Here is a 19,629-nt window from a genome sequence, read left to right on the forward strand (position 1 = left end):
TGTGAAGGGTAAAAAATATTTCGCATCGCAAATCATAACCTCCGAATTTGTGATTAATATCACTTTAAAATAATATTTAACTGCCATAATGCTCGCCATATAACACAACTTATTTTATGATATAAAAAAACAGTATGAACGATGCTGCGTAAATTCAGACATCTATGTTAGGCTTAGAGCCTATCCCAGTAGGCGTGCATTGTTGCAGCCAGCAAGCATAAGGACAATGCGCAACAATCGCAGCATATAGGGAGTCCGTGAGGAGAGTGAGCACTGCCCAGGGCCAAAATGGCAAATAAAATAGCCTAATCGGACAGGTTCTTAACCTTTCCTCAAGACTCGCACAGTATAGCTTTATTATTTTACTTATCTTAATAGGTGTTACAGGTGTTAGATGAGACTTATCCCACTGAAAGATAATGCACAAGTCGGTAACTGGGCCGCACGCCATATCGTTCAATGCATCAACGCATTCAAGCCCACCGCAGAGCGCCCATTTGTCCTTGGCCTGCCAACCGGCAGCACACCACTGGAAGCCTACAACCATCTGATTGCGCTGTACAAAGCAGGTGAAGTAAGCTTTAAGCATGTTGTGACATTCAACATGGATGAATACGTTGCCCTACCACAGGAGCACCCGGAAAGCTACCATATCTTTATGCACCACAATTTCTTTGATCTTGTTGATATCCCAGGCGAAAATATCAACCTTCTAAACAGCAATGCCGCAGATGTCGACGCCGAGTGCTATCGGTACGAAGAAAAGATCAAACCTTACGGTAAAATTAACCTGTTCATGGGCGGCATTGGCGTTGATGGCCATATCGCGTTTAACGAACCCGAATCGTCACTGGCCTCATGAACCTGCATCAAAACGCTTACTGAGGACACCCGCATCGCCAACTCGCGCTTCTTTGGCGGCGATGTCAGCCTAGTGCCAAAATATGCGCTGACCGTTGGCGTAGGGACATTTCTTGAAGCAGAAGAAGTGATGATTGTGGCGACAGGCCACACCAAGGCGCTGGCACTGAAAGCTTATGCGGTGGAAGGCAGCATCAACCAAAGGCAGCATCAACCATATGTGGACAATCAGTTGCCTGCAACTGCACGCCAAAGCAGTGGTGGTATGCGATAAACCTTCCACCATGGAATTGAAAGTCAAAACTATTAAATATTTCCGTGAGTTAGAAACGGAAAACGTTAAAAGTCTTTAATCTTAGCATAGGGCTATGATGTTCGCTTTAACCCAAGGCTGCGTCTTTACCGGATAGCTAACGGGCTGATTGAGCTTGTCTGCCCAGAGGCTCAATTGCCAGTCGGCATCGAAACGCACGATTTGAGTGGCGCACTCCTGGTCCCCTGCCTGATCGATGTGCAACTGAACAGCTGCGGTGGCGTGCAATTTAACGATTCATTAGACGCCATTTCGCCACCGACACTGGAAATCATGCAGCGCACCAATGAAAAATCCGGTTGCACCAGCTATTTGCCAACGCTGATCACCAGCAGCGATGAATTTATCAAGCACGGCATCGCGGTGATGCGTAATTACCTTAAAACGCACCGTAATCAGGCGCTCGGTCTACACCTAGAAGGGCCATATCTTAGCCCGGTGAAGAAAGGCACCCATAACCCGGCTTTTATCCGCCAACCCACCAGCGAGATGATCGACTACCTGTGCGCCAACGCCGATGTGATCATCAAGGTGACGCTGGCACCAGAAATGGTATAACCTCGTTTTATCAGTCAGTTAAGCGATGCTGGAATCATAGTTTCTGCTGGCCACTCAAATGCCACTTATCATTAAGCTCGCAGCGGTTTCGCTGCCGGCATCAGCTTCTCCACCCATTTGTATAACGCCATGCCATCTATCACCGGTTGCGAACCCGGATTGATGGGGGCGATCTTCGATACACCAGAGGTCTATACCGGCATCATTGCCGATGGCCATCATGTTGCTTGGGCGAGTATCCGTAACGCTAAACGCCTAAAAGGGGATAAGTTGGTGCTGGTCACCGATGCCACAGCGCCAGCCGGTGCTGATATTGACCAATTTATTTTTGCCAATAAAACAATATACTATCATGATGGTCTGTGCGTCGATGAGAATGGCACGCTGAGCGGTTCTGCACTGACCATGATCGAGGCTGTGAAAAACAGAATACAACATGTCGGGATTGCGTTCGACGAACTACTGTCTATGGCAACGCTGTACCCGGAACATGCCATCGGCGTTGACCACCAATTTGGCACCATTGAGGCTGGCAAGGTAGCCAACTTGACTGCTATCACACCTGATTTTAAGATCACTAAAACGCTCGTTAACGGTAACGAGGTTTATTTTAATGAATAGCGAGTAAAATCCTTGATGAGCACTGGCATACAAGCACAGATACAGATAGGGAATGTTGACTTAGTCAAACAGCTCAACGGCGCGGCAGTTTATCGCCTGATCGACCAGCAGGGGCCGATCTCACGTATTCAAATTGCCGAGTTCAGCCAGCTAGCTCCTCCCAGCGTCACTAAAATTACTCGCCAATTGTTGGAGCGCGGGCTGATCAAAGAGGTCGATCAGCAAGCCTCCACCGGTGGCCGCCTCGCTATCTCCATCGTCTCATAAACCCGTCATTTCCACACCGTCGCAGTGCGTCTTGGTCGTCACGATGCTACCATTACGTTGTACGGCATAAGTGCGAAATCGCTCGGTGAAGAACACTACCCGCTGCCGGAGCGTACTCAAGAAACGTTGGAAAATGCCCTATTTACCGCAATCGCGCACTTTATCGACGATCACCAGCGCAAGCTGCACGAACTGATCGCCATCGCAGTGACCCTACCCGGCTTGGTTGACCCGGTTTTGGGCGTAATACACTATATGCCGCACATCAGCGTCAACAACTGGGCGTTGGTAGATAACCTGCAACAGCGCTTTAATGTCACCAGCTTCGTCGGCCACGATATCCGCAGCCTGGCACTGGCCGGACATTACTTTGGTGCTACCCGTGACTGTGAGGGTTCGATCCTGGTGCGCCTGCATCGCGGCACGGGTGCTGGCATTATCGTTAATGGCAAGGTTTTCCTCGGCAACAACGGTAACGTTGGCGAGATCGGCAATATTCAGATCGATCCGCTGGGCGAACGTTGCCACTGTGGCAATTTCGGTTGCCTGGAAACTGTGGCCGCCAGTGCGGCGATCGAACACCGCGTGCGCCAGTTGCTGACGCAAGGTTATCCGAGCAAGCTGAAGCTGGACGATTGCAACATCAACGCTATTTGTATGGCCGCTAACCGCAACGATCGGCTGGCCGTCGAAATGATCGAACACGTTGGCCGCTATCTGCGCAAGGCGGTAGCTATCGCCATAAACCTGTTCAACCCACAAAAGATGGTGATCGCCGGTGAAATCACTGAAGCGGAAAAAGTGCTGCTGCCAGCGATCCAAAGCTGTATCAACACTCAAGTGCTGAAAGACTTCCGCAAAAATATACCCGTTGTCACCTCCGAGCTTAATCATCGCTCGGCGATCGGGGCCTTTTCCTTGGCTAAGCGGGAAATACACAATGGTGTGCTCTTACAGCGATTGCTGGAAAGTTGAACCAAGGCCTATACGCATAACCCACCAGATTATCGGTCAATCCACCGCTGCCTATGGCCGTTGAGCGTCTAATAATCGGTGATTTGTCCACACCATCAAAAATTGAACATTTCTCAATTTTTGATGGTGATTATTGAATATTCGCTAATATTCACCGCCATACAAACAACTAATTTTCAGCACAACGCTAAAACGCTTGCATACTCTAGCGCTTTTGACGCATGTTTATAAACATCGTGCAGTAAAACCACGTTAGCACTGACAAAACAGCAATGTTGCCCATAACCGTAAAACACCATCACCGTCTAAAAAGTCGTTAGGAGAAGCAGAATTTGTTCTGTTTTCGGGGGCCTTGATCTTAAGTCCGATCTAATTGAACTGCGCAAAAAAGCGCTGGAGCTGTCAGGTCTGATGCGCCATCGTGGCCCGGATTGGTCCGGCATCTACGCCAGTGATCATGCTATTTTGGTGCACGATCGGCTATCGATTGTCGACGTTAACAACGGTGCCCAACCACTGTCATGTCCTGGCAGTCAACGGTAAAATACTACAACCATCAGGCGCTACGCAAGCAGCTAAGCGAGTGCGATGAGTTCCAAACCGGTTCTGACTGTGAAGTGATCCTGGCGCTGTATCAGCAGAAAGGCCTGGCATTCCTCGACGATCTGCAAGGCATGTTTGCCTTCGTACTGTACGACACCGATAAAGACGCCTAGCTGATCGGTCGCGATCATCTAGGTATCATCCCGCTTTATATGGGGCACGACGTGCATGGCAACCGGTATGTCGCCTCTGAAATGAAAGCGCTGGTATCGGTTTGCCGCACCATCAAGACATTTCTAACCGGCAGCTATCTGTGGAGCCAGGATGGCGAGATGAGTAAATATTACCAACACGACTGGTTCAATTACGAAAACGTCAAGGACAACACCACCGATGCCAACGCCCTGCACTGGAAGACGCGGTGAAAAGCTACCTGATGTCCTATGTGCCTTACGGCGTGTTTCTCTCCGGCGGGCTGGATTCTTCAGTGATCTCGGCAATCACTAAGCAATACGCCGCGCGCCGCGTAGAAGATCAGGCACGCAGCGAAGCTTGGTGGCCACAGCTACATTCCTTTGCCGTTGGCCTAGAAAGGTTCCCCAGATCTGCGCGCAGCACAGGACGTTGCCAACCACTTGGGTACGGTGCACCATGAGACCCACTTCACTGTGCAGGAAGGTCTGGATGCCATACGCGACGTGATTTATCACATTGAAACCTACGATGTCACTACCATCCGCGCCTCTACACCGTCGCGTAAGATCAAGGCGATGGGCATCAAAATGGTGCTGTCTGGCGAAGGTGCGGATGAAGTGTTCGGCGGCTACCTGTACTTCTATAAAGCACTGAACGCCCGTGAGTTCCATGATGAAACGGTGCGTAAATTACTGGCATTACATATGTTTGACTGCACCCGCGCCAAAAATGCGATGTCCGCCTGGGGTGTTGAAGCCCGCGTGCCATTCTTAGATAAAAAATTCCTCGATGTGGCAATGAGCATCAACCCGAAAGACAAAATGTGTGGCCAGGGAAAAATGGAAAAACATATCATTCGTGAATGTTTTGAGTCCTATCTGCCAAGCAGCGTGGCTTGGCGTTAGAAAGAGCAGTTCTCCGACTGCGTGGGCTATATCTGGATTGACACATTGAAAGAGGTGGCTGCACCGCAGATCAGCTATCAATAGCTCGCAACCGCTCCTTTCCGCTTCCCATACAACACGCCGACCTCAAAAGAAGGCTACCTGTACCATGAAATTTTCGAGGTGTTGTTCCCACTACCCAGCGCAGCCGAATGTATGCCGGGCGGCACATCAGTCGCCTGCTCTTCGGCCAGGCCATTAAGTAGGACGAATCGTTTAAAAGATAGGTAGGGGTGCACCAGGCTGCCTACAACTAACCACACTGCGGTTTAGCACCCAGGCTCGCCTTTTAGTTGATGTTTGCTAACATCAATTGTGTGATATGGTACTTTTTTCACCACAATGTTCACAACCCGGACAAACGGCTTTTCTGCCCACTTTATCGGGAAAAAACTTGTTGACGCAAATCGGCCATATACGCATAATGCGCCCCGCAACGCTAATGAAGGCAAAGCAAAAAGAGGGCTACGTAGCTCAGTTGGTTAGAGCACATCACTCATAATGATGGGGTCACAGGTTCGAATCCCGTCGTAGCCACCATATTTTGCGGGAGTGGCGAAATTGGTAGACGCACCAGATTTAGGTTCTGGCACCGCAAGGTGTGCGAGTTCAAGTCTCGCCTCCCGCACCATTTTCCTTTATGTTCGGCACCGATGCTGATGGGGTATCGCCAAGCGGTAAGGCACCGGTTTTTGATACCGGCACTCCCTGGTTCGAATCCAGGTACCCCAGCCATAATAAACTGCTTGCAGATCAAATAAGTAGACAGTAGCATTGGCTACGTAGCTCAGTTAGTTAAAGCACATCACTCATAATGATGGAGTGACAGGTTCAAATCCCGTCGTAGCCACCAACTATTGGGGTGTTGCCAAGCGGTAAGGCTCTGGTTTCTGATACCAGCATACCCAGGTTCGAATCCTGGCACCCCAGCCATATCTAGGAAGGCCCGCTCTGGCGGGCTTTTTGCTGGGCAGCCATTCGGCAATATTAACAACAGGTCACAAACCAAACTAACCCGTTTGCGTTATAATCCCAGCGCGTATTTCAACGCATGCTGTTTTAACTTACCCACCCGCTGTGCGGCCATTAGGGCCAAGTTGCGTGCTACGCTCAGCGGTGCCAAATTATTGCTAAAAACGCTATAGAATAGATCCATACCGCTCTGCATCAGCAGGTTGTCGGGACGGCGCTGGCGCTGATAACGCATCAGCACAGGCTCGCAGCTCCAGTCTTCACCCTGCTCTCGCGCTTCACCCAGTACCTTCAGCAGGACATCCACGTCGCGGTAGCCCAGATTGACGCCCTGCCCAGCCAGCGGATTAATGGTATGTGCCGCGTCCCCCAGTAACGCCAACCCCGGTAATACATAACGCTGTGCATGGCGGCGCACCAATGGGAAGGAGCCGGCGGCGTGCACCCTTACCGCCCGCAACCGTTCCGGGAAAGCCTCAGCGATTTGACCTTCGAGCAGCAACGGTGGCATAGCCTGCAACTGGCGGATGCGCTGCGGGCTGTCGTACCACACCAGCGAAGCCCATTGGTCATATAACGGTAGGAAGGCACGCGGCCCGGATGGGAAAAACTGCTGCCAGGTGATGTCCTGTTGTGGCACGCCGGTATCGACGGTAATCAGCATGCACGACTGGCGGTACTGCCAGCCGTCAATACCGATGGCCGCCAAGCGGCGTACCTGTGACTGCGCGCCGTCTGCCCCCACGACCAGACGTGCCTCCAGCGTTTCCGCGCTGTCCAGCGTCAAACACCAGCGCCCATCAACCCGTTGGAGTGATTGCAGCCGGGACGGACAGCGGAGCACCAGGTTGTCGTACTGTGCCAACTGTTGCCACAACGCCAGTTGCAGAATGCGGTTTTCGACCATAAACCCCAGCTCTGGCAGGCCGAGAGAGGCAGCATCAAACACCACGCGCGACGATCCCCACTCCCAAGTTTCCAGCCGGCGGTACGCTGCGGTGCGAATCGCCATCACCGCTGGCCACGCCCCCAACTGCTTTAATAACCCCACCGAGGTGCAGCCAATGGCCGAAATGCGCAGATCCGGCGGATTTTGCGCCTTGAACACCTGCGTTTCCTGATGCTCCAGCAGCGCCACTGACCACCCCGCTTGCGCCAACCCCAGCGCCGCCGCCGCCCCGACCATTCCGCCGCCCACCACCACTGCGTCATACCCTTTTTGAGATCTATTGTTCATTTGGTTATGTTTTCTTTGTAAATATCGCTACCCTAACCGGTATAGCATTGGTCCGCAGTGTACCGGATTTTTAATCCAGTTTCAGGCCATATGCTGTTTCCCCACGCTGGTCATAACGCCATCAAATGATTACAATACCCGGCACGTTCTGCATGTCGCGTAACACAATTTCCTCTCCGCATTGAGTAATGTCAAATCAATGACGAAAAAACTACATATCAAAACCTGGGGTTGCCAGATGAATGAATATGGTTCATCAAAAATGGCTGACCTGTTGAACAGCACGCACGGCTTCGAGTTGACCGAAAACGCCGAGGAAGCAGACGTGCTGCTACTGAACAACTGCTCGATCCGTGAAAAAGCACAGGAGAAAATTTTCTCCATATTGGGGCGCTGGAAATTGCTGAAAGAGAAAAACCCAGCGCTGATCATCGGTGTAGGCGGTTGTGTTTCCTCACAGGAAGGTGAACATATTCGCAGCCGTGCGCCCTGCGTAGATGTGGTGTTCGGCCCGCAAACCCTGCACTGCCTGCCGGAAATGATCAATCATGTGCAAGGAACCCGCAGCCCAATCGTCGACATCAGCTTCCCGGAAATTGAGAAATTTAACCGGCTGCCGGAGCTACATGCTGAAGGTCCTTGCGCTTTATGTCTCGATCATGGAAGGTTGCAACAAATATTGCACCTTCTGCGTAGTACCTTACACCCGTGGCGAGGATGAGTCGGCCAAGCGATGATGTGCTGTTCGAAATCGCCCAATTGGCCGCGCAGGGCCTACGTGAAGTGAATCTTCTCGGCCAGAATGTCAACGCATACTGCGCCACCACCTACGATGGCGACATCTGTACCTTTGCCGAGTTGCTACGCCTTGTGGCGGCTATTGATGGCATCGATCGTATCCGTTTTACCACCAGCCATCCGATAGAGTTTACCTATGACATTATCGCAGTGTACGAGGACACCACGGTGTTGGTCAGCTTCCTACATCTGTCAGTGCAGAGCGGGTCAGATCGCATCCTGACTATGATGAAGCGGGCGCACACCGCGCTGGAGTACAAGTCGATCATTCGCAAGCTGCGTAAGGTACTGCCAAATATGTAGTGCAGCTCAGATTTCATCATCGGTTTTCCCGGCGAGACTCAGGCCGACTTCGAGCAGACCATAAAGCTGATCTCCGAGGTTAACTTCGACGCCAACTTCAGCTTTATCTATTCCCCGAGCCCAGGCAGCAGAAATGATCGACGATGTCAGCGAAGAAGAGAAAAAGCAGAGGCTGTATATCCTGCAAGATCGCATCAACCAGCAAGTGTTGCAGTTCAGTCGGCGCATACTGGTGGAAGGCACCTCGCGTAAAAAAAGTGACTATAGCCCTGTTTTTGGTGGTAGGGTCGCTCTCATTATTGGGATGCAACAATCATTATCCGCCGAAAGAACAACCGTTTCAGCCGATGCAGCAAAGCTACCATGGCCTGTTGCTCTGTGCTGACTGTACCAGCCTGGAAACCGCCCTGTTCTTGGATGAGGACGGTACTTTTTTACTGCAAGAGACTTATCGTGGCAGCAAAAACGGTGATCAGACCTTTGTCAGTAATGGCAAATGGGCGCGTACCGCTGATAAGTTGGTGCTGACTGATAGCACAGGCGAAAATTGCCACTGCCGCCTGGTGGGTAAGAGCCTGGAGATGTTGGATCAAGGCGGTGCGCCGATCGAGTCCAAGCTGAACTATCGCCTGAACCCGAGCGAGCAACCGTGGCCTAAAACGCGGGGGGTATGCTATAACACTGCGCTTGAATAGGGGGGTATTGAGGCTTATAAAACACCGGGCGAGCCGGTGTTCCTGATGATCAGTGCTTAATCTTCCTTAGTAGGAAATCGACGATTTCCTCTGTTTTGATCATTTTCTTCTCGCCAATGCGGCGATTTTTGTATTCAATTTCTTCACTGTCAAGATTGCGGTCACCAATAACGATGGAGTGTGGCACGCCGATCAGTTCCATATCAGCGAACATCACGCCAGGGCGTTCTTTTCGGTCATCAAGCAGCACTTCGATGCCGTGGGAACGCAGGGTGTTGTACAGATCGTCGGCTAGCGCCTGCACGCGGAAGGACTTATGCATGTTTATTGGCAGGATCGCCACCTGGAAGGGCGCGATCGCATCGGGCCAAATGATACCGCGTTCGTCGTGGTTTTGTTCGATGGCGGCAGCCACCACGCGGGTTACTCCGATGCCGTAGCAACCCATGGTTAGCACCTGATTGCGGCCATCTTCGCCTTGTACGGTAGCTTTCATCGCTTCCGAGTATTTCGTGCCAAGCTGGAAGATATGGCCCACTTCGATACCACGTTTGATCAATAGTGTCCCTTGGCCATCCGGGCTAGCATCACCTTCCACCACATTACGGATATCGGCAACCTGTGGTAGCGGCAGATCGCGCTGCCAGTTAATGCCTAGATAGTGTTTACCCTCAATGTTGGCACCTGCGGCAAAATCGCTCATCGCCGCCACGCTGCGGTCGGCAATGATCGGCACCTGTAGCTTGATGGGGCCTAGCGAACCAGGTCCAGCACCGCTAACGGCGCGGATTTCTTCTTCAGTGGCAAAGGTGAGCGGTACGGCAACGTGCACCAGCTTTTCAGCTTTGATTTCATTTAACGTATGATCTCCGCGCACCAATAGGGCGACTAACTTATGGCCGCTGTCTTTAGTGGCATGCACCAGCAGCGTCTTGACGGTTTTCTCCACTGGTAGTTGGAACTGTTCAACCAGTTCGGCGATGGTTTTAGCGTTCGGCGTATCGACCGTGCGCAGCGCCTCGGTGGCTGCCGCACGCGGATGGGCAGGGTCTAGCGCTTCCGCCAGCTCAATATTGGCCGCATAGTCAGAACAGGTGGAGAACACAATATCGTCTTCACCGCTGTCAGCCAGCACCTGGAACTCGTGCGAGGCACTGCCACCGATCGAACCGGTATCAGCCTGTACCGGACGGAAATCCAGCCCCATGCGGCTGAAGATCTTGTTGTAGGCTTGGTACATTGCATCGTAGGTCACCTGTAGGGAGTCTTGTGAAGTATGTAACGAATAGGCATCTTTCATCAGGAACTCGCGGGAACGCATGATGCCGAAACGTGGGCGAACTTCATCACGGAATTTGGTCTGGATCTGGAAGAAGTTCAACGGTAGCTGTTTGTACGAGCTGATTTCGTTACGGATCAGATCGGTGATCACTTCTTCATGGGTTGGGCCGAGCACGAACGGACGGTCACCACGATCGACAAAGCGCAGCAGCTCTGGGCCATACTGCTCCCAGCGGCGGCTTTCTTGCCATAGATCGGCAGGCTGAACTACCGGCATGGAAACTTCGATCGCGTTAGCATTGTTCATTTCTTCGCGAACAATGTTCTCCACCTTTTTCAGAACACGCAGGCCGGTCGGCAACCAAGTGTAAAGACCGGAGGCCAGCTTGCGAATCATCCCGGCACGCAGCATCAGTTGGTGGCTGATCACTTCAGCATCAGCAGGGTTTTCCTTCAGGGTGGAGATCATATATTGGCTAGTACGCATGGTGTTTTGGTTCCGTTAGAACTGCAAATTGCAACCGGCTGCCAGAGAGGTGCCGCCAAAATTTTCAAAAGTAATTTAGTCTACCAGCCTGTGTCGGCTGCCAAAATAGAGACAGTGGAATTTTAACGGAGGTTAAGAGATAACACCTCGGTTCGCTGATTGACCACCCGCCAGCGGACGTTAAAATCCAGCAGCCAAACGGCGTAATCCCGTTTGGTTTCTTCTCCCTTACGATAGGCTGGGCGGGGGTCTTGCGCCAGTACCTGGCTGATAAAACGCCGTAGCTGAGGATAATGCGATTGATGCAGTTGCAGTTGCCGCTCCGCTTCTAGCGTAAAATATACCGGCATATTGCCGCTGGGGGCGGCTTGGGAAAAACCAGCACGAGCCTGCGGCTGGCTCTCAGCAAATGGCAAATAGGGTTTGATATCCACCACCGGCGTTCCATCAACCAGATCGAGGCTACCTAGCTCAAGCACCACGTTGTTGCCCTGAACGCGCATGCCTTTCAGCGCGATTAATGACATGCCTAGTGGGTTAGGGCGGAAGGGCGAGCGTGTAGCAAACACGCCCATTCGTGCATTGCCGCCCAGACGTGGTGGCCGTACTGTCGGCCGCCAGCCGCCTTCCATGGTTTGATGGAAAATAAATACTATCCACAGATGGCTAAACTCGCTGAGGCCACGCACTGCGTCCGCCTGATTGTAAGGCGGCAGCAGCACCAGTTCTCCCCCACCGTCTTCGACCAATCCCGGTTGGCGTGGAACTGCGAACTTTTCTTTATACGGTGAGCGAATAATACCGATCTGATTGAAAATAAACTCGGTCATTTAGATGACACGTTAGGCGCTGAACCTTTGCATATTGCTTGTTGGTAACAACCAGCGACGCCGCTGGTAATCTGGCAGTCGTGCAGCAACACGGCATTGGCTTTCATACAAGCGGCGCGGATTTGCATGTGCTTGCGGGCAGTGGCCAGATTTGGCGGTGAATCTTGAACGTTGCTCTGTCAGTCTCCTCCAGAGACTTCACCCTGATCACGGAAAGGCTTGCTCACGAGATCTTCTGCTTTTTTGTACAATTCTAACGGCACCGGAGATGCTGCTTACTCGGCCTTGGCCGGTGCGCTTGCAGCAGGTTTATTGGTGGTGCTTATTGAGGTTGGTGCGATACGCTGCGATGAACATCCGGCCAAAGCCAGCGCTAACAAACAGAGAGGTAAAACACGCATTGAGATTCCTCTGTCTTAATGAAAGTGGTGTTATTGAAGCAATCTATCGCGGAAATAACAAGACGAGCCGCAGCCCGTCTTGTAAATAATCAGGAATAAAATGGGGGCTTAAACGCTTACCAGCCTTTAACGGCACCACCGCTGAAGATTTTGTTGGCCGCTTCGTTAACCTCTTCAGACTGGTAGGATTGAACGAAATTCTTCACGTTCTCCGCTTCATCATTATCTTCACGGGCAACCATAAGGTTGACATAAGGCGAGTCTTTTTTTTCAACAAACAAGCTGTCTTTTGTCAGAGTCAAACCAATTTGACTGGCGTAGGTGGTATTGATCACCGCCAGTGCGATTTGCTGATCGTCCAGAGAGCGCGGTAGTTGTGGCGCTTCCAGCTCTACCAGCTTCAGGTTTTTCGCGTTCTCAGTCACGTCCAACTTAGTTGGCAGCAGGCCAACACCATTTTTCAGCATGATCAGTCCCACCTTCTGTAGTAGCAGCAGCGAACGGCCTAGGTTGGTCGGGTCGTTTGGCAAAGCTATCTGGGAACCGCTTTTCAGCTCATTAAGCGATTTGATTTTTTTAGAGTAACCGGCGATAGGATAGACAAAGGTGCTACCAACCGACACCAGCTTGTAGCCGCGATCCTTGATCTGCTGATTAAGATAAGGTTTGTGCTGAAAGATGTTAAGGTCGATATCGCCCTTACTCAGCGCTTCGTTAGGTAACACGTAGTCGTTGAAAGTTACCAGTTCGACGTCTAGTCCGTATTTTTCTTTTGCTACTTTTTGGGCTATCTCAGCGACTTGCTGCTCAGCACCGATGATAACGCCGACTTTGATATGGTTCGGATCTTTTTCATCCCGGCCACAGCCTGCCAGAGCCAGATTGCCGATCAGTGCGCCTATTGCCATGATGGATTTAAATTTTAACGACATATCCTTTCCTCATTAGACTCGCATTATTATAGATACGCTGGGTAAGCGCAGTTGCTATGAAACCTATTTGTGGGTGACGGCTTTAACGATCCGATCTCCACAGAACTGGATTAGATAGACCAGCACTATCAGTAATACTAATACGGTATTCATTACTGTAGCGTTATAACCGATATAACCGTATTGATAGCCGATCTGCCCTAAGCCGCCGGCACCAACCGCGCCGCCCATGGCGGAGTAGCCCACCAGAGTGATCAGGGTAATGGTGGCGGCATTGACCAAGCCCGGTAGGGCTTCAGGCAATAATACCTTATTAATGATCTGCATAGGTGTGGCACCCATGGCACGTGCTGCTTCTAGCAGTCCAGGTGGGATCTCCAACAGGGCATTTTCCACCATGCGGGCGATAAACGGCGCAGCGCCAACGGTAAGCGGCACAATGGCCGCTTGCAGGCCGATGGAAGTGCCGACAATCATACGGGTAAAGGGAATCATCCATACCAGCAGAATAATGAACGGGATAGAACGGAAGATATTCACAAATCCCGATAGCACCTTGTACAGGGTATTGTTGGCGATAATCTGCCCTGGGCGAGTCACGTATAGTAGTACGCCAACCGGCAGGCCGAGCACGAAACCGAAAAAGCCGGAGATAAAGGTCATCATGAAGGTTTCCTCTACGCCGCGCCCCATTAACCACATCATTTCCTCAGACATAACCCAGCACCTCTACCTTCACCTGATTTTCCTGTAAGAATTTAATTGTTGCCAATGCGTCTTCGTCACTGCCTTGAAGCTTTGCCAGCATCACGCCAAATTTCACCCCGTCCGCGTAATCCATCTGAGCGCTGATAATGTTGTTGTTGACGTTAAAGCGGCGGGCGGCTTCTGACAGCAAGGGGGCATCAACCGACTGGCCAGTAAATTCCAGACGTAATAGTGGCTGGCGATCGGCCTGACGCTCCGGCGACAGACGCTTGGCGTAGTCATCCGGGGTATCCAAATGCAAAGTGGACTGAATAAACTGCTGGGCCAATGGGGTTTGGGGATGAGAGAACACTGCGCTGACGCTGTCTTTTTCAATTAACTGGCCCTGGCTTATCACCGCAACTTGGTCGCAGATGCGTTTTACCACATCCATTTCGTGGGTGATCAACAGAATAGTCAGTCCCAAACGTCGGTTGATGTCTTTCAGCAGTTCAAGGATGGCGCGGGTGGTGGCCGGATCGAGCGCGCTGGTGGCTTCGTCGCACAGCAGCACTTTTGGATTGCTAGCCAGCGCACGGGCGATCGCCACGCGCTGTTTCTGGCCACCAGACAGGTTTGCCGGGTAAGCGTCGTGTTTGTCCGCCAGTCCTACTAATTCGAGCAGTTCGGCAACGCGTTTCTTTATATCTACGGGTGAAGTGTTGTCCAACTCAAGAGGCAATGCAATGTTGCCGAACACCGTACGGGAAGACAGCAGGTTAAAGTGTTGGAAAATCATACCAATCTGACGGCGCGCGCCTGTCAGTGCACCTTGTGACAGCGAAGTCAGATCTTGTCCATCGACTAGCACCTGGCCGGATGTTGGGCGTTCCAGCATGTTGGCGCAGCGAATAAGTGTGCTTTTACCGGCACCAGAAGCGCCGATAACGCCGTAGATTTGCCTGGCAGGAACGTGAAGAGTTACGTCAGAAAGTGCAGTGATAGCACGCGAACCCTGTTGAAACACTTTGGTGATGTTAGAAAGTTTAATCATATTCTTCTTATTCTAGCGTGGCTGTCCGTGGCTTAATAAAAGTAAACCTTGGAATGAAGCAGGGTATTGTCAGATGTTAAGGTGTCTAGACGTCTAAGTCAATGTTCAACGCCATTTTCAGTTCCCGGTAAAACATGCGATACTGTCGGCGTATTCAGGATCTCAGGGGTAAAACGGTGACACAATGCGTTCCAGCTATTTTTCTCGATCGTGATGGCACGATTAATGTTGATCATGGGTACGTTCATGAAATTGAATACTTCCAATTTATCGATGGTGTGATTGACGCCTGTCACAAGCTTAAAGAAATGGGCTTTGCGCTGGTTTTGGTCACTAATCAGTCTGGTATCGCGCGCGGCAAGTTCAGCGAAGAACAATTCATGTACCTGACTGAATGGATGGATTGGTCGTTAGCCGATCGTGATGTTGACTTCGATGGCATATACTTCTGCCCGCACCATCCAGAAGCGCTAATAGAAAAGTACCGCCAAGCATGCGATTGCCGTAAACCGCAGCCAGGCATGCTATTACAAGCGCTGCATGAGCTGAACATTGATATGGCTGCTTCTTACATTGTAGGTGATAAGCCGGAAGACATGCAGGCGGCGATAGCGGCTGGTGTTGGCACCAAAGTTTTGGTGCACACCGGCAAGCCGGTAACGAAACAAGGCGAGAAACTGGCCGATTGGGTATTAAATAGCTTCGCAGATCTGCCAGAAGCCATCAGAAAACGGATTTAATAGGTAACCGTGAATAAATAGTGAGCGTTTAGATAAAAAAATGAATATTAAGCCTTGTAATTTTGAATCGGAACCCACTAATTCCCACTAGTGACCCGGTATTTCGGCAGCTACGCCGCCGGATCAGCAAGGGAAAAGTCAAAATAATGGCTTGACTCTTCAGAGGGAAAGCGTAGTGTACGCCACCCCAAGCTTGCCGCCGTGCTGCGGCCGACCCACCGCTCTTTAACAATTTATCAGACAATCTGTGTGGGCACTCCACAAGACAATATCCCGTCCTTTCTTGGACGAAAAAATATCCAGTCTTGAAGAGTGACTAACTAAAGTAACATTCATGCAGTAAATCTTTAAGCAGCGCTTCACACGTTGAAGCATATCAAGCTTTCAATTGAAGAGTTTGATCATGGCTCAGATTAAACGCTGGCGGCAGGCCTAACACATGCAAGTCGAGCGGTAGCACAAGAGAGCTTGCTCTCTGGGTGACGAGCGGCGGACGGGTGAGTAATGTTTGGGAAACTGCCTGATGGTGGGGGATAACTAGTGGAAACGGTAGCTAATACCGCATAATGTCGCAAGACCAAAGTGGGGGACCTTCGGGCCTCACGCCATCAGATGTGCCCAGATGGGATTAGCTGTTAGGTGGGGTAATGGCTCACCTAGGCGACGATCCCTAGCTGGTCTGAGAGGATGACCAGCCACACTGGAACTGAGACACGGTCCAGACTCCTACGGGAGGCAGCAGTGGGGAATATTGCACAATGGGCGCAAGCCTGATGCAGCCATGCCGCGTGTGTGAAGAAGGCCTTCGGGTTGTAAAGCACTTTCAGCGAGGAGGAAGGGTAATGTGTTAATAAGACATTGCATTGACGTTACTCGCAGAAGAAGCACCGGCTAACTCCGTGCCAGCAGCCGCGGTAATACGGAGGGTGCAAGCGTTAATCGGAATTACTGGGCGTAAAGCGCACGCAGGCGGTTTGTTAAGTCAGATGTGAAATCCCCGCGCTCAACGTGGGAACAGCATTTGAGACTGGCAAGCTAGAGTCTTGTAGAGGGGGGTAGAATTCCAGGTGTAGCGGTGAAATGCGTAGATATCTGGAGGAATACCGGTGGCGAAAGCGGCCCCCTGGACAAAGACTGACGCTCAGGTGCGAAAGCGTGGGGAGCAAACAGGATTAGATACCCTGGTAGTCCACGCCGTAAACGATGTCGATTTGGAGGTTGCGCCCTGGAGGGGTAACTTCCGTAGCTAACGCGTTAAATCGACCGCCTGGGGAGTACGGCCGCAAGGTTAAAACTCAAATGAATTGACGGGGGCCCGCACAAGCGGTGGAGCATGTGGTTTAATTCGATGCAACGCGAAGAACCTTACCTACTCTTGACATCCAGAGAACTCTCCAGAGATGGAGGGGCGCCTTCGGGAGCTCTGAGACAGGTGCTGCATGGCTGTCGTCAGCTCGTGTTGTGAAATGTTGGGTTAAGTCCCGCAACGAGCGCAACCCTTATCCTTTGTTGCCAGCGATTAAAGTCGGGAACTCAAAGGAGACTGCCGGTGATAAACCGGAGGAAGGCGGGGATGACGTCAAGTCATCATGGCCCTTACGAGTAGGGCTACACACGTGCTACAATGGCGTATACAAAGAGAAGCGACCTCGCGAGAGCAAGCGGACCTCACAAAGTACGTCGTAGTCCGGATTGGAGTCTGCAACTCGACTCCATGAAGTCGGAATCGCTAGTAATCGTAGATCAGAATGCTGCGGTGAATACGTTCCCGGGCCTTGTACACACCGCCCGTCACACCATGGGAGTGGGTTGCAAAAGAAGTAGGTAGCTTAACCTTCGGGAGGGCGCTTACCACTTTGTGATTCATAACTGGGGTGAAGTCGTAACAAGGTAACCGTAGGGGAACCTGCGGTTGGATCACCTCCTTACCGAAAGATATTGACTTGTGTGGCGTGCTCACACAGATTGTCTGATGAAAGTAGCGAGCAGAAATACCTTAATAGGCTTGTAGCTCAGGTGGTTAGAGCGCACCCCTGATAAGGGTGAGGTCGGTGGTTCAAGTCCACTCAGGCCTACCACTTCTCTTCTATGCTGCGTCATGGTAGCGCTCACATATTTAAATATGCGTCGCAACACCATACCTTGCCTAGAAAAAAAGAAGCTTTGATCTCAAAAGTCTCTACAAGTTACTGTACGGGGCTATAGCTCAGCTGGGAGAGCGCCTGCCTTGCACGCAGGAGGTCAGCGGTTCGATCCCGCTTAGCTCCACCATAAAGTCCGAGTGTGGTGCTTCACTACTTCAGAGCGTACTGGCAACAGTATGCTCTGAAGTACTTTGCTCTTTAACAATCTGGAACAAGCTGAAAATTGAAAAATGACGGCTGAAACTTATCCCCTGCATAGATGTATTGGGGTAAGGGTCAAGTTGTCATAGTGATACTCACCTGTTTGCAATGCGAAGTGAGACACCTTCGGGTTGAATGTTTGATGCTCTAACTTTGCCCCGTGACCCGGGGTGAGGACAGTGTCTGTTGGGTAGTTTGACTGGGGCGGTCTCCTCCCAAAGAGTAACGGAGGAGCACGAAGGTCAGCTAATCACGGTCGGACATCGTGAGGTTAGTGCAAAGGCATAAGCTGGCTTGACTGCGAGAGTGACGGCTCGAGCAGGTACGAAAGTAGGTCTTAGTGATCCGGTGGTTCTGAATGGAAGGGCCATCGCTCAACGGATAAAAGGTACTCCGGGGATAACAGGGTGATACCGCCCAAGAGTTCATATCGACGGCGGTGTTTGGCACCTCGATGTCGGCTCATCACATCCTGGGGCTGAAGTAGGTCCCAAGGGTATGGCTGTTCGCCATTTAAAGTGGTACGCGAGCTGGGTTTAGAACGTCGTGAGACAGTTCGGTCCCTATCTGCCGTGGGCGTTGGAAGATTGAGAGGGTTTGCTCCTAGTACGAGAGGACCGGAGTGAACGCACCGCTGGTGTTCGGGTTGTTATGCCAATGGCATTGCCCGGTAGCTAAGTGCGGAACAGATAAGCGCTGAAAGCATCTAAGCGCGAAACTGGCCTCGAGATGAGTCTTCCCTGGGTCTGAGAGGTCCCTGAAGGCACGTTTAAGACGAAGACGTGGATAGGCTGGGTGTGTAAGAGCAGCGATGCTTTGAGCTAACCAGTACTAATGAGCCGTGAGGCTTAACCTTACAACACCGAAGGTGTGTTAGAGGCAGGGGTAGGTTATTTTCAGCAAGTTCCGAGATTGGTTCTGGTGGTTACGTCAGTAACGGCCGAGAATAAAACAGACTTTGCCTGGCGGCGATAGCGCGGTGGCCCCACCTGAATACCATGCCGAACTCAGCAGTGAAACGCCGTAGCGCCGATGGTAGTGTGGGGCCTCCCCATGTGAGAGTAGGACACTGCCAGGCATCAAATAAGGTAGAAAGCCTCATGCGTAAGCATGGGGCTTCTTGCTTTGTGTGTTACCGAGAGTCAACGGCCTGATCCTGTGCAGGTGAAACGAAAGAGTCGGGAACACTTTAGGCGTTGCTTGACAGCGAGCTGAAGCAATCAAAGATCAGTGGGTGGCGTGGAACAGGCTATAGCCCGCTGCTGCGCCCGACACATCCCAGGCAAAGTCCTTCCAGCTCCAGCCGGTAACGCCCGCGTGACTGTCATATAGCTCTTTGGCGGCACCTATCCCAATCGAGAATGCCAGTCCAAAGCTGCGGCAGCCGTGCTTCATTCCAGTTTTGGTGAGTGCCATAAGCGCTTCCGGCTGCCGCCATTTCGGCAGAGGTGATAAAATGCTGCACTTTATCTTTACCAGTCCAGTTGTCATTGACCAGATGAGTACAGCCGATGGTGAACAATAATAAAGAGGAAATGACTAATAAGCAAAGCAGGCGCATAGTGAAGATATCTTGTAGCCATAGCGTAT

7 protein-coding genes, 7 tRNA genes, 2 rRNA genes, 8 pseudogenes and 1 other annotated feature are annotated in these 19,629 nt (G+C 51.4%); of the genes and pseudogenes, 16 read left to right on the plus strand and 8 right to left on the minus strand.

What is annotated here, in order from left to right; translation table 11 throughout:
- Positions 1 to 394: 394 nt before the first annotated feature.
- The 9 genes and pseudogenes from nagB to AACL06_RS08210 all read left to right on the plus strand — a co-directional run bounded on the left by nagB (position 395) and on the right by AACL06_RS08210 (position 6,210).
- Positions 395 to 1,214, plus strand: a pseudogene (gene nagB, locus AACL06_RS08170) (glucosamine-6-phosphate deaminase).
- Positions 1,215 to 1,267: 53 nt separating this feature from the next.
- Positions 1,268 to 2,353 (plus strand): annotated as a pseudogene (gene nagA, locus AACL06_RS08175) (N-acetylglucosamine-6-phosphate deacetylase); the annotation flags it as partial.
- A 15-nt stretch (positions 2,354 to 2,368) separates the two neighbouring features.
- Positions 2,369 to 3,595: pseudogene (gene nagC / locus AACL06_RS08180) on the plus strand (DNA-binding transcriptional regulator NagC).
- 330 nt (positions 3,596 to 3,925) lie between these two features.
- A pseudogene (gene asnB / locus AACL06_RS08185) lies at positions 3,926 to 5,504 on the plus strand (asparagine synthase B).
- A gap of 236 nt (positions 5,505 to 5,740) precedes the next feature.
- Positions 5,741 to 5,817 (plus strand) — tRNA-Met (locus AACL06_RS08190).
- Positions 5,818 to 5,823: 6 nt separating this feature from the next.
- Positions 5,824 to 5,908 (plus strand) — tRNA-Leu (locus AACL06_RS08195).
- Positions 5,909 to 5,937: 29 nt separating this feature from the next.
- Positions 5,938 to 6,012, plus strand: a tRNA-Gln gene (locus AACL06_RS08200).
- 41 nt (positions 6,013 to 6,053) lie between these two features.
- Positions 6,054 to 6,130: transfer RNA gene (locus tag AACL06_RS08205), tRNA-Met, on the plus strand.
- A 5-nt stretch (positions 6,131 to 6,135) separates the two neighbouring features.
- Positions 6,136 to 6,210: transfer RNA gene (locus tag AACL06_RS08210), tRNA-Gln, on the plus strand.
- Positions 6,211 to 6,301: 91 nt separating this feature from the next.
- Here the strand turns inward: AACL06_RS08210 and ubiF are convergent.
- Positions 6,302 to 7,435, minus strand: coding sequence for a 3-demethoxyubiquinol 3-hydroxylase (ubiF, locus tag AACL06_RS08215; protein WP_339038359.1), 1,134 nt, complete (start codon positions 7,433 to 7,435; stop codon positions 6,302 to 6,304).
- Positions 7,436 to 7,685: 250 nt separating this feature from the next.
- Between ubiF and miaB the strand changes: the two are divergent.
- Together miaB and AACL06_RS08225 are read left to right on the plus strand one after the other, a co-directional pair.
- A pseudogene (gene miaB, locus AACL06_RS08220) lies at positions 7,686 to 8,840 on the plus strand (tRNA (N6-isopentenyl adenosine(37)-C2)-methylthiotransferase MiaB); the annotation flags it as partial.
- Positions 8,776 to 9,279: pseudogene (locus AACL06_RS08225) on the plus strand (copper resistance protein NlpE N-terminal domain-containing protein); the annotation flags it as partial. The pseudogenes miaB and AACL06_RS08225, both read left to right, overlap by 65 nt.
- Before the next feature lie 52 nt (positions 9,280 to 9,331).
- On the opposite strand, the gene proS reads toward AACL06_RS08225, so the two are convergent.
- The 6 genes and pseudogenes from proS to metN form a co-directional block, all read right to left on the minus strand.
- Positions 9,332 to 11,050: a proline--tRNA ligase gene (gene proS, locus AACL06_RS08230; RefSeq protein ID WP_339036755.1), complete on the minus strand. Its 1,719-nt coding sequence runs from the start codon at positions 11,048 to 11,050 to the stop codon at positions 9,332 to 9,334.
- 122 nt (positions 11,051 to 11,172) lie between these two features.
- Positions 11,173 to 11,880, minus strand: coding sequence for a tRNA (N6-threonylcarbamoyladenosine(37)-N6)-methyltransferase TrmO (tsaA, locus tag AACL06_RS08235; RefSeq protein WP_339036757.1), 708 nt, complete (start codon positions 11,878 to 11,880; stop codon positions 11,173 to 11,175).
- Positions 11,877 to 12,128: pseudogene (rcsF, locus tag AACL06_RS10675) on the minus strand (Rcs stress response system protein RcsF); the annotation flags it as partial. The pseudogene rcsF and the gene tsaA, both read right to left, overlap by 4 nt.
- A 269-nt stretch (positions 12,129 to 12,397) precedes the next feature.
- Positions 12,398 to 13,213 (minus strand): MetQ/NlpA family lipoprotein, encoded by an 816-nt coding sequence (locus AACL06_RS08245; RefSeq protein ID WP_339036759.1) that lies wholly within the window; start codon positions 13,211 to 13,213, stop codon positions 12,398 to 12,400.
- Positions 13,214 to 13,276: 63 nt separating this feature from the next.
- Entirely contained in the window at positions 13,277 to 13,930 is a 654-nt protein-coding gene (locus AACL06_RS08250) for a methionine ABC transporter permease MetI (protein WP_339036761.1), read from the minus strand.
- The gene (metN, locus tag AACL06_RS08255; protein ID WP_339036764.1) at positions 13,923 to 14,954 is read right to left on the minus strand and encodes a methionine ABC transporter ATP-binding protein MetN; all 1,032 of its coding nucleotides are present in this window, start codon (positions 14,952 to 14,954) and stop codon (positions 13,923 to 13,925) included. The genes AACL06_RS08250 and metN overlap by 8 nt, the downstream gene beginning before the upstream one ends.
- Positions 14,955 to 15,130: 176 nt before the next feature.
- Here metN and gmhB point away from each other — a divergent pair, with 176 nt between their 5' ends.
- From gmhB to rrf, 5 genes are all read left to right on the plus strand, one after another.
- A complete protein-coding gene (gmhB, locus tag AACL06_RS08260; RefSeq protein ID WP_339036766.1) occupies positions 15,131 to 15,694 on the plus strand; it encodes a D-glycero-beta-D-manno-heptose 1,7-bisphosphate 7-phosphatase in 564 nt (187 codons plus the stop codon).
- A gap of 385 nt (positions 15,695 to 16,079) precedes the next feature.
- Positions 16,080 to 17,622: ribosomal RNA gene (locus AACL06_RS08265) — 16S ribosomal RNA — on the plus strand.
- A 73-nt stretch (positions 17,623 to 17,695) separates the two neighbouring features.
- A tRNA-Ile gene (locus tag AACL06_RS08270) sits at positions 17,696 to 17,772 on the plus strand.
- Positions 17,773 to 17,889: 117 nt separating this feature from the next.
- Positions 17,890 to 17,965: transfer RNA gene (locus tag AACL06_RS08275), tRNA-Ala, on the plus strand.
- Positions 17,966 to 18,038: 73 nt separating this feature from the next.
- Positions 18,039 to 18,882, plus strand: a sequence feature (23S ribosomal RNA rRNA prediction is too short).
- Positions 18,883 to 19,000: 118 nt separating this feature from the next.
- Positions 19,001 to 19,117, plus strand: a 5S ribosomal RNA gene (rrf, locus tag AACL06_RS08280).
- A 149-nt stretch (positions 19,118 to 19,266) separates the two neighbouring features.
- On the opposite strand, the pseudogene AACL06_RS08285 reads toward rrf, so the two are convergent.
- Positions 19,267 to 19,600, minus strand: a pseudogene (locus AACL06_RS08285) (YfiM family lipoprotein).
- Positions 19,601 to 19,629 lie beyond the last annotated feature (29 nt).

Source organism: Serratia symbiotica (Periphyllus acericola), assembly GCF_964019515.1.
Taxonomy (GTDB): Bacteria; Pseudomonadota; Gammaproteobacteria; order Enterobacterales; family Enterobacteriaceae; genus Serratia; species Serratia symbiotica_D.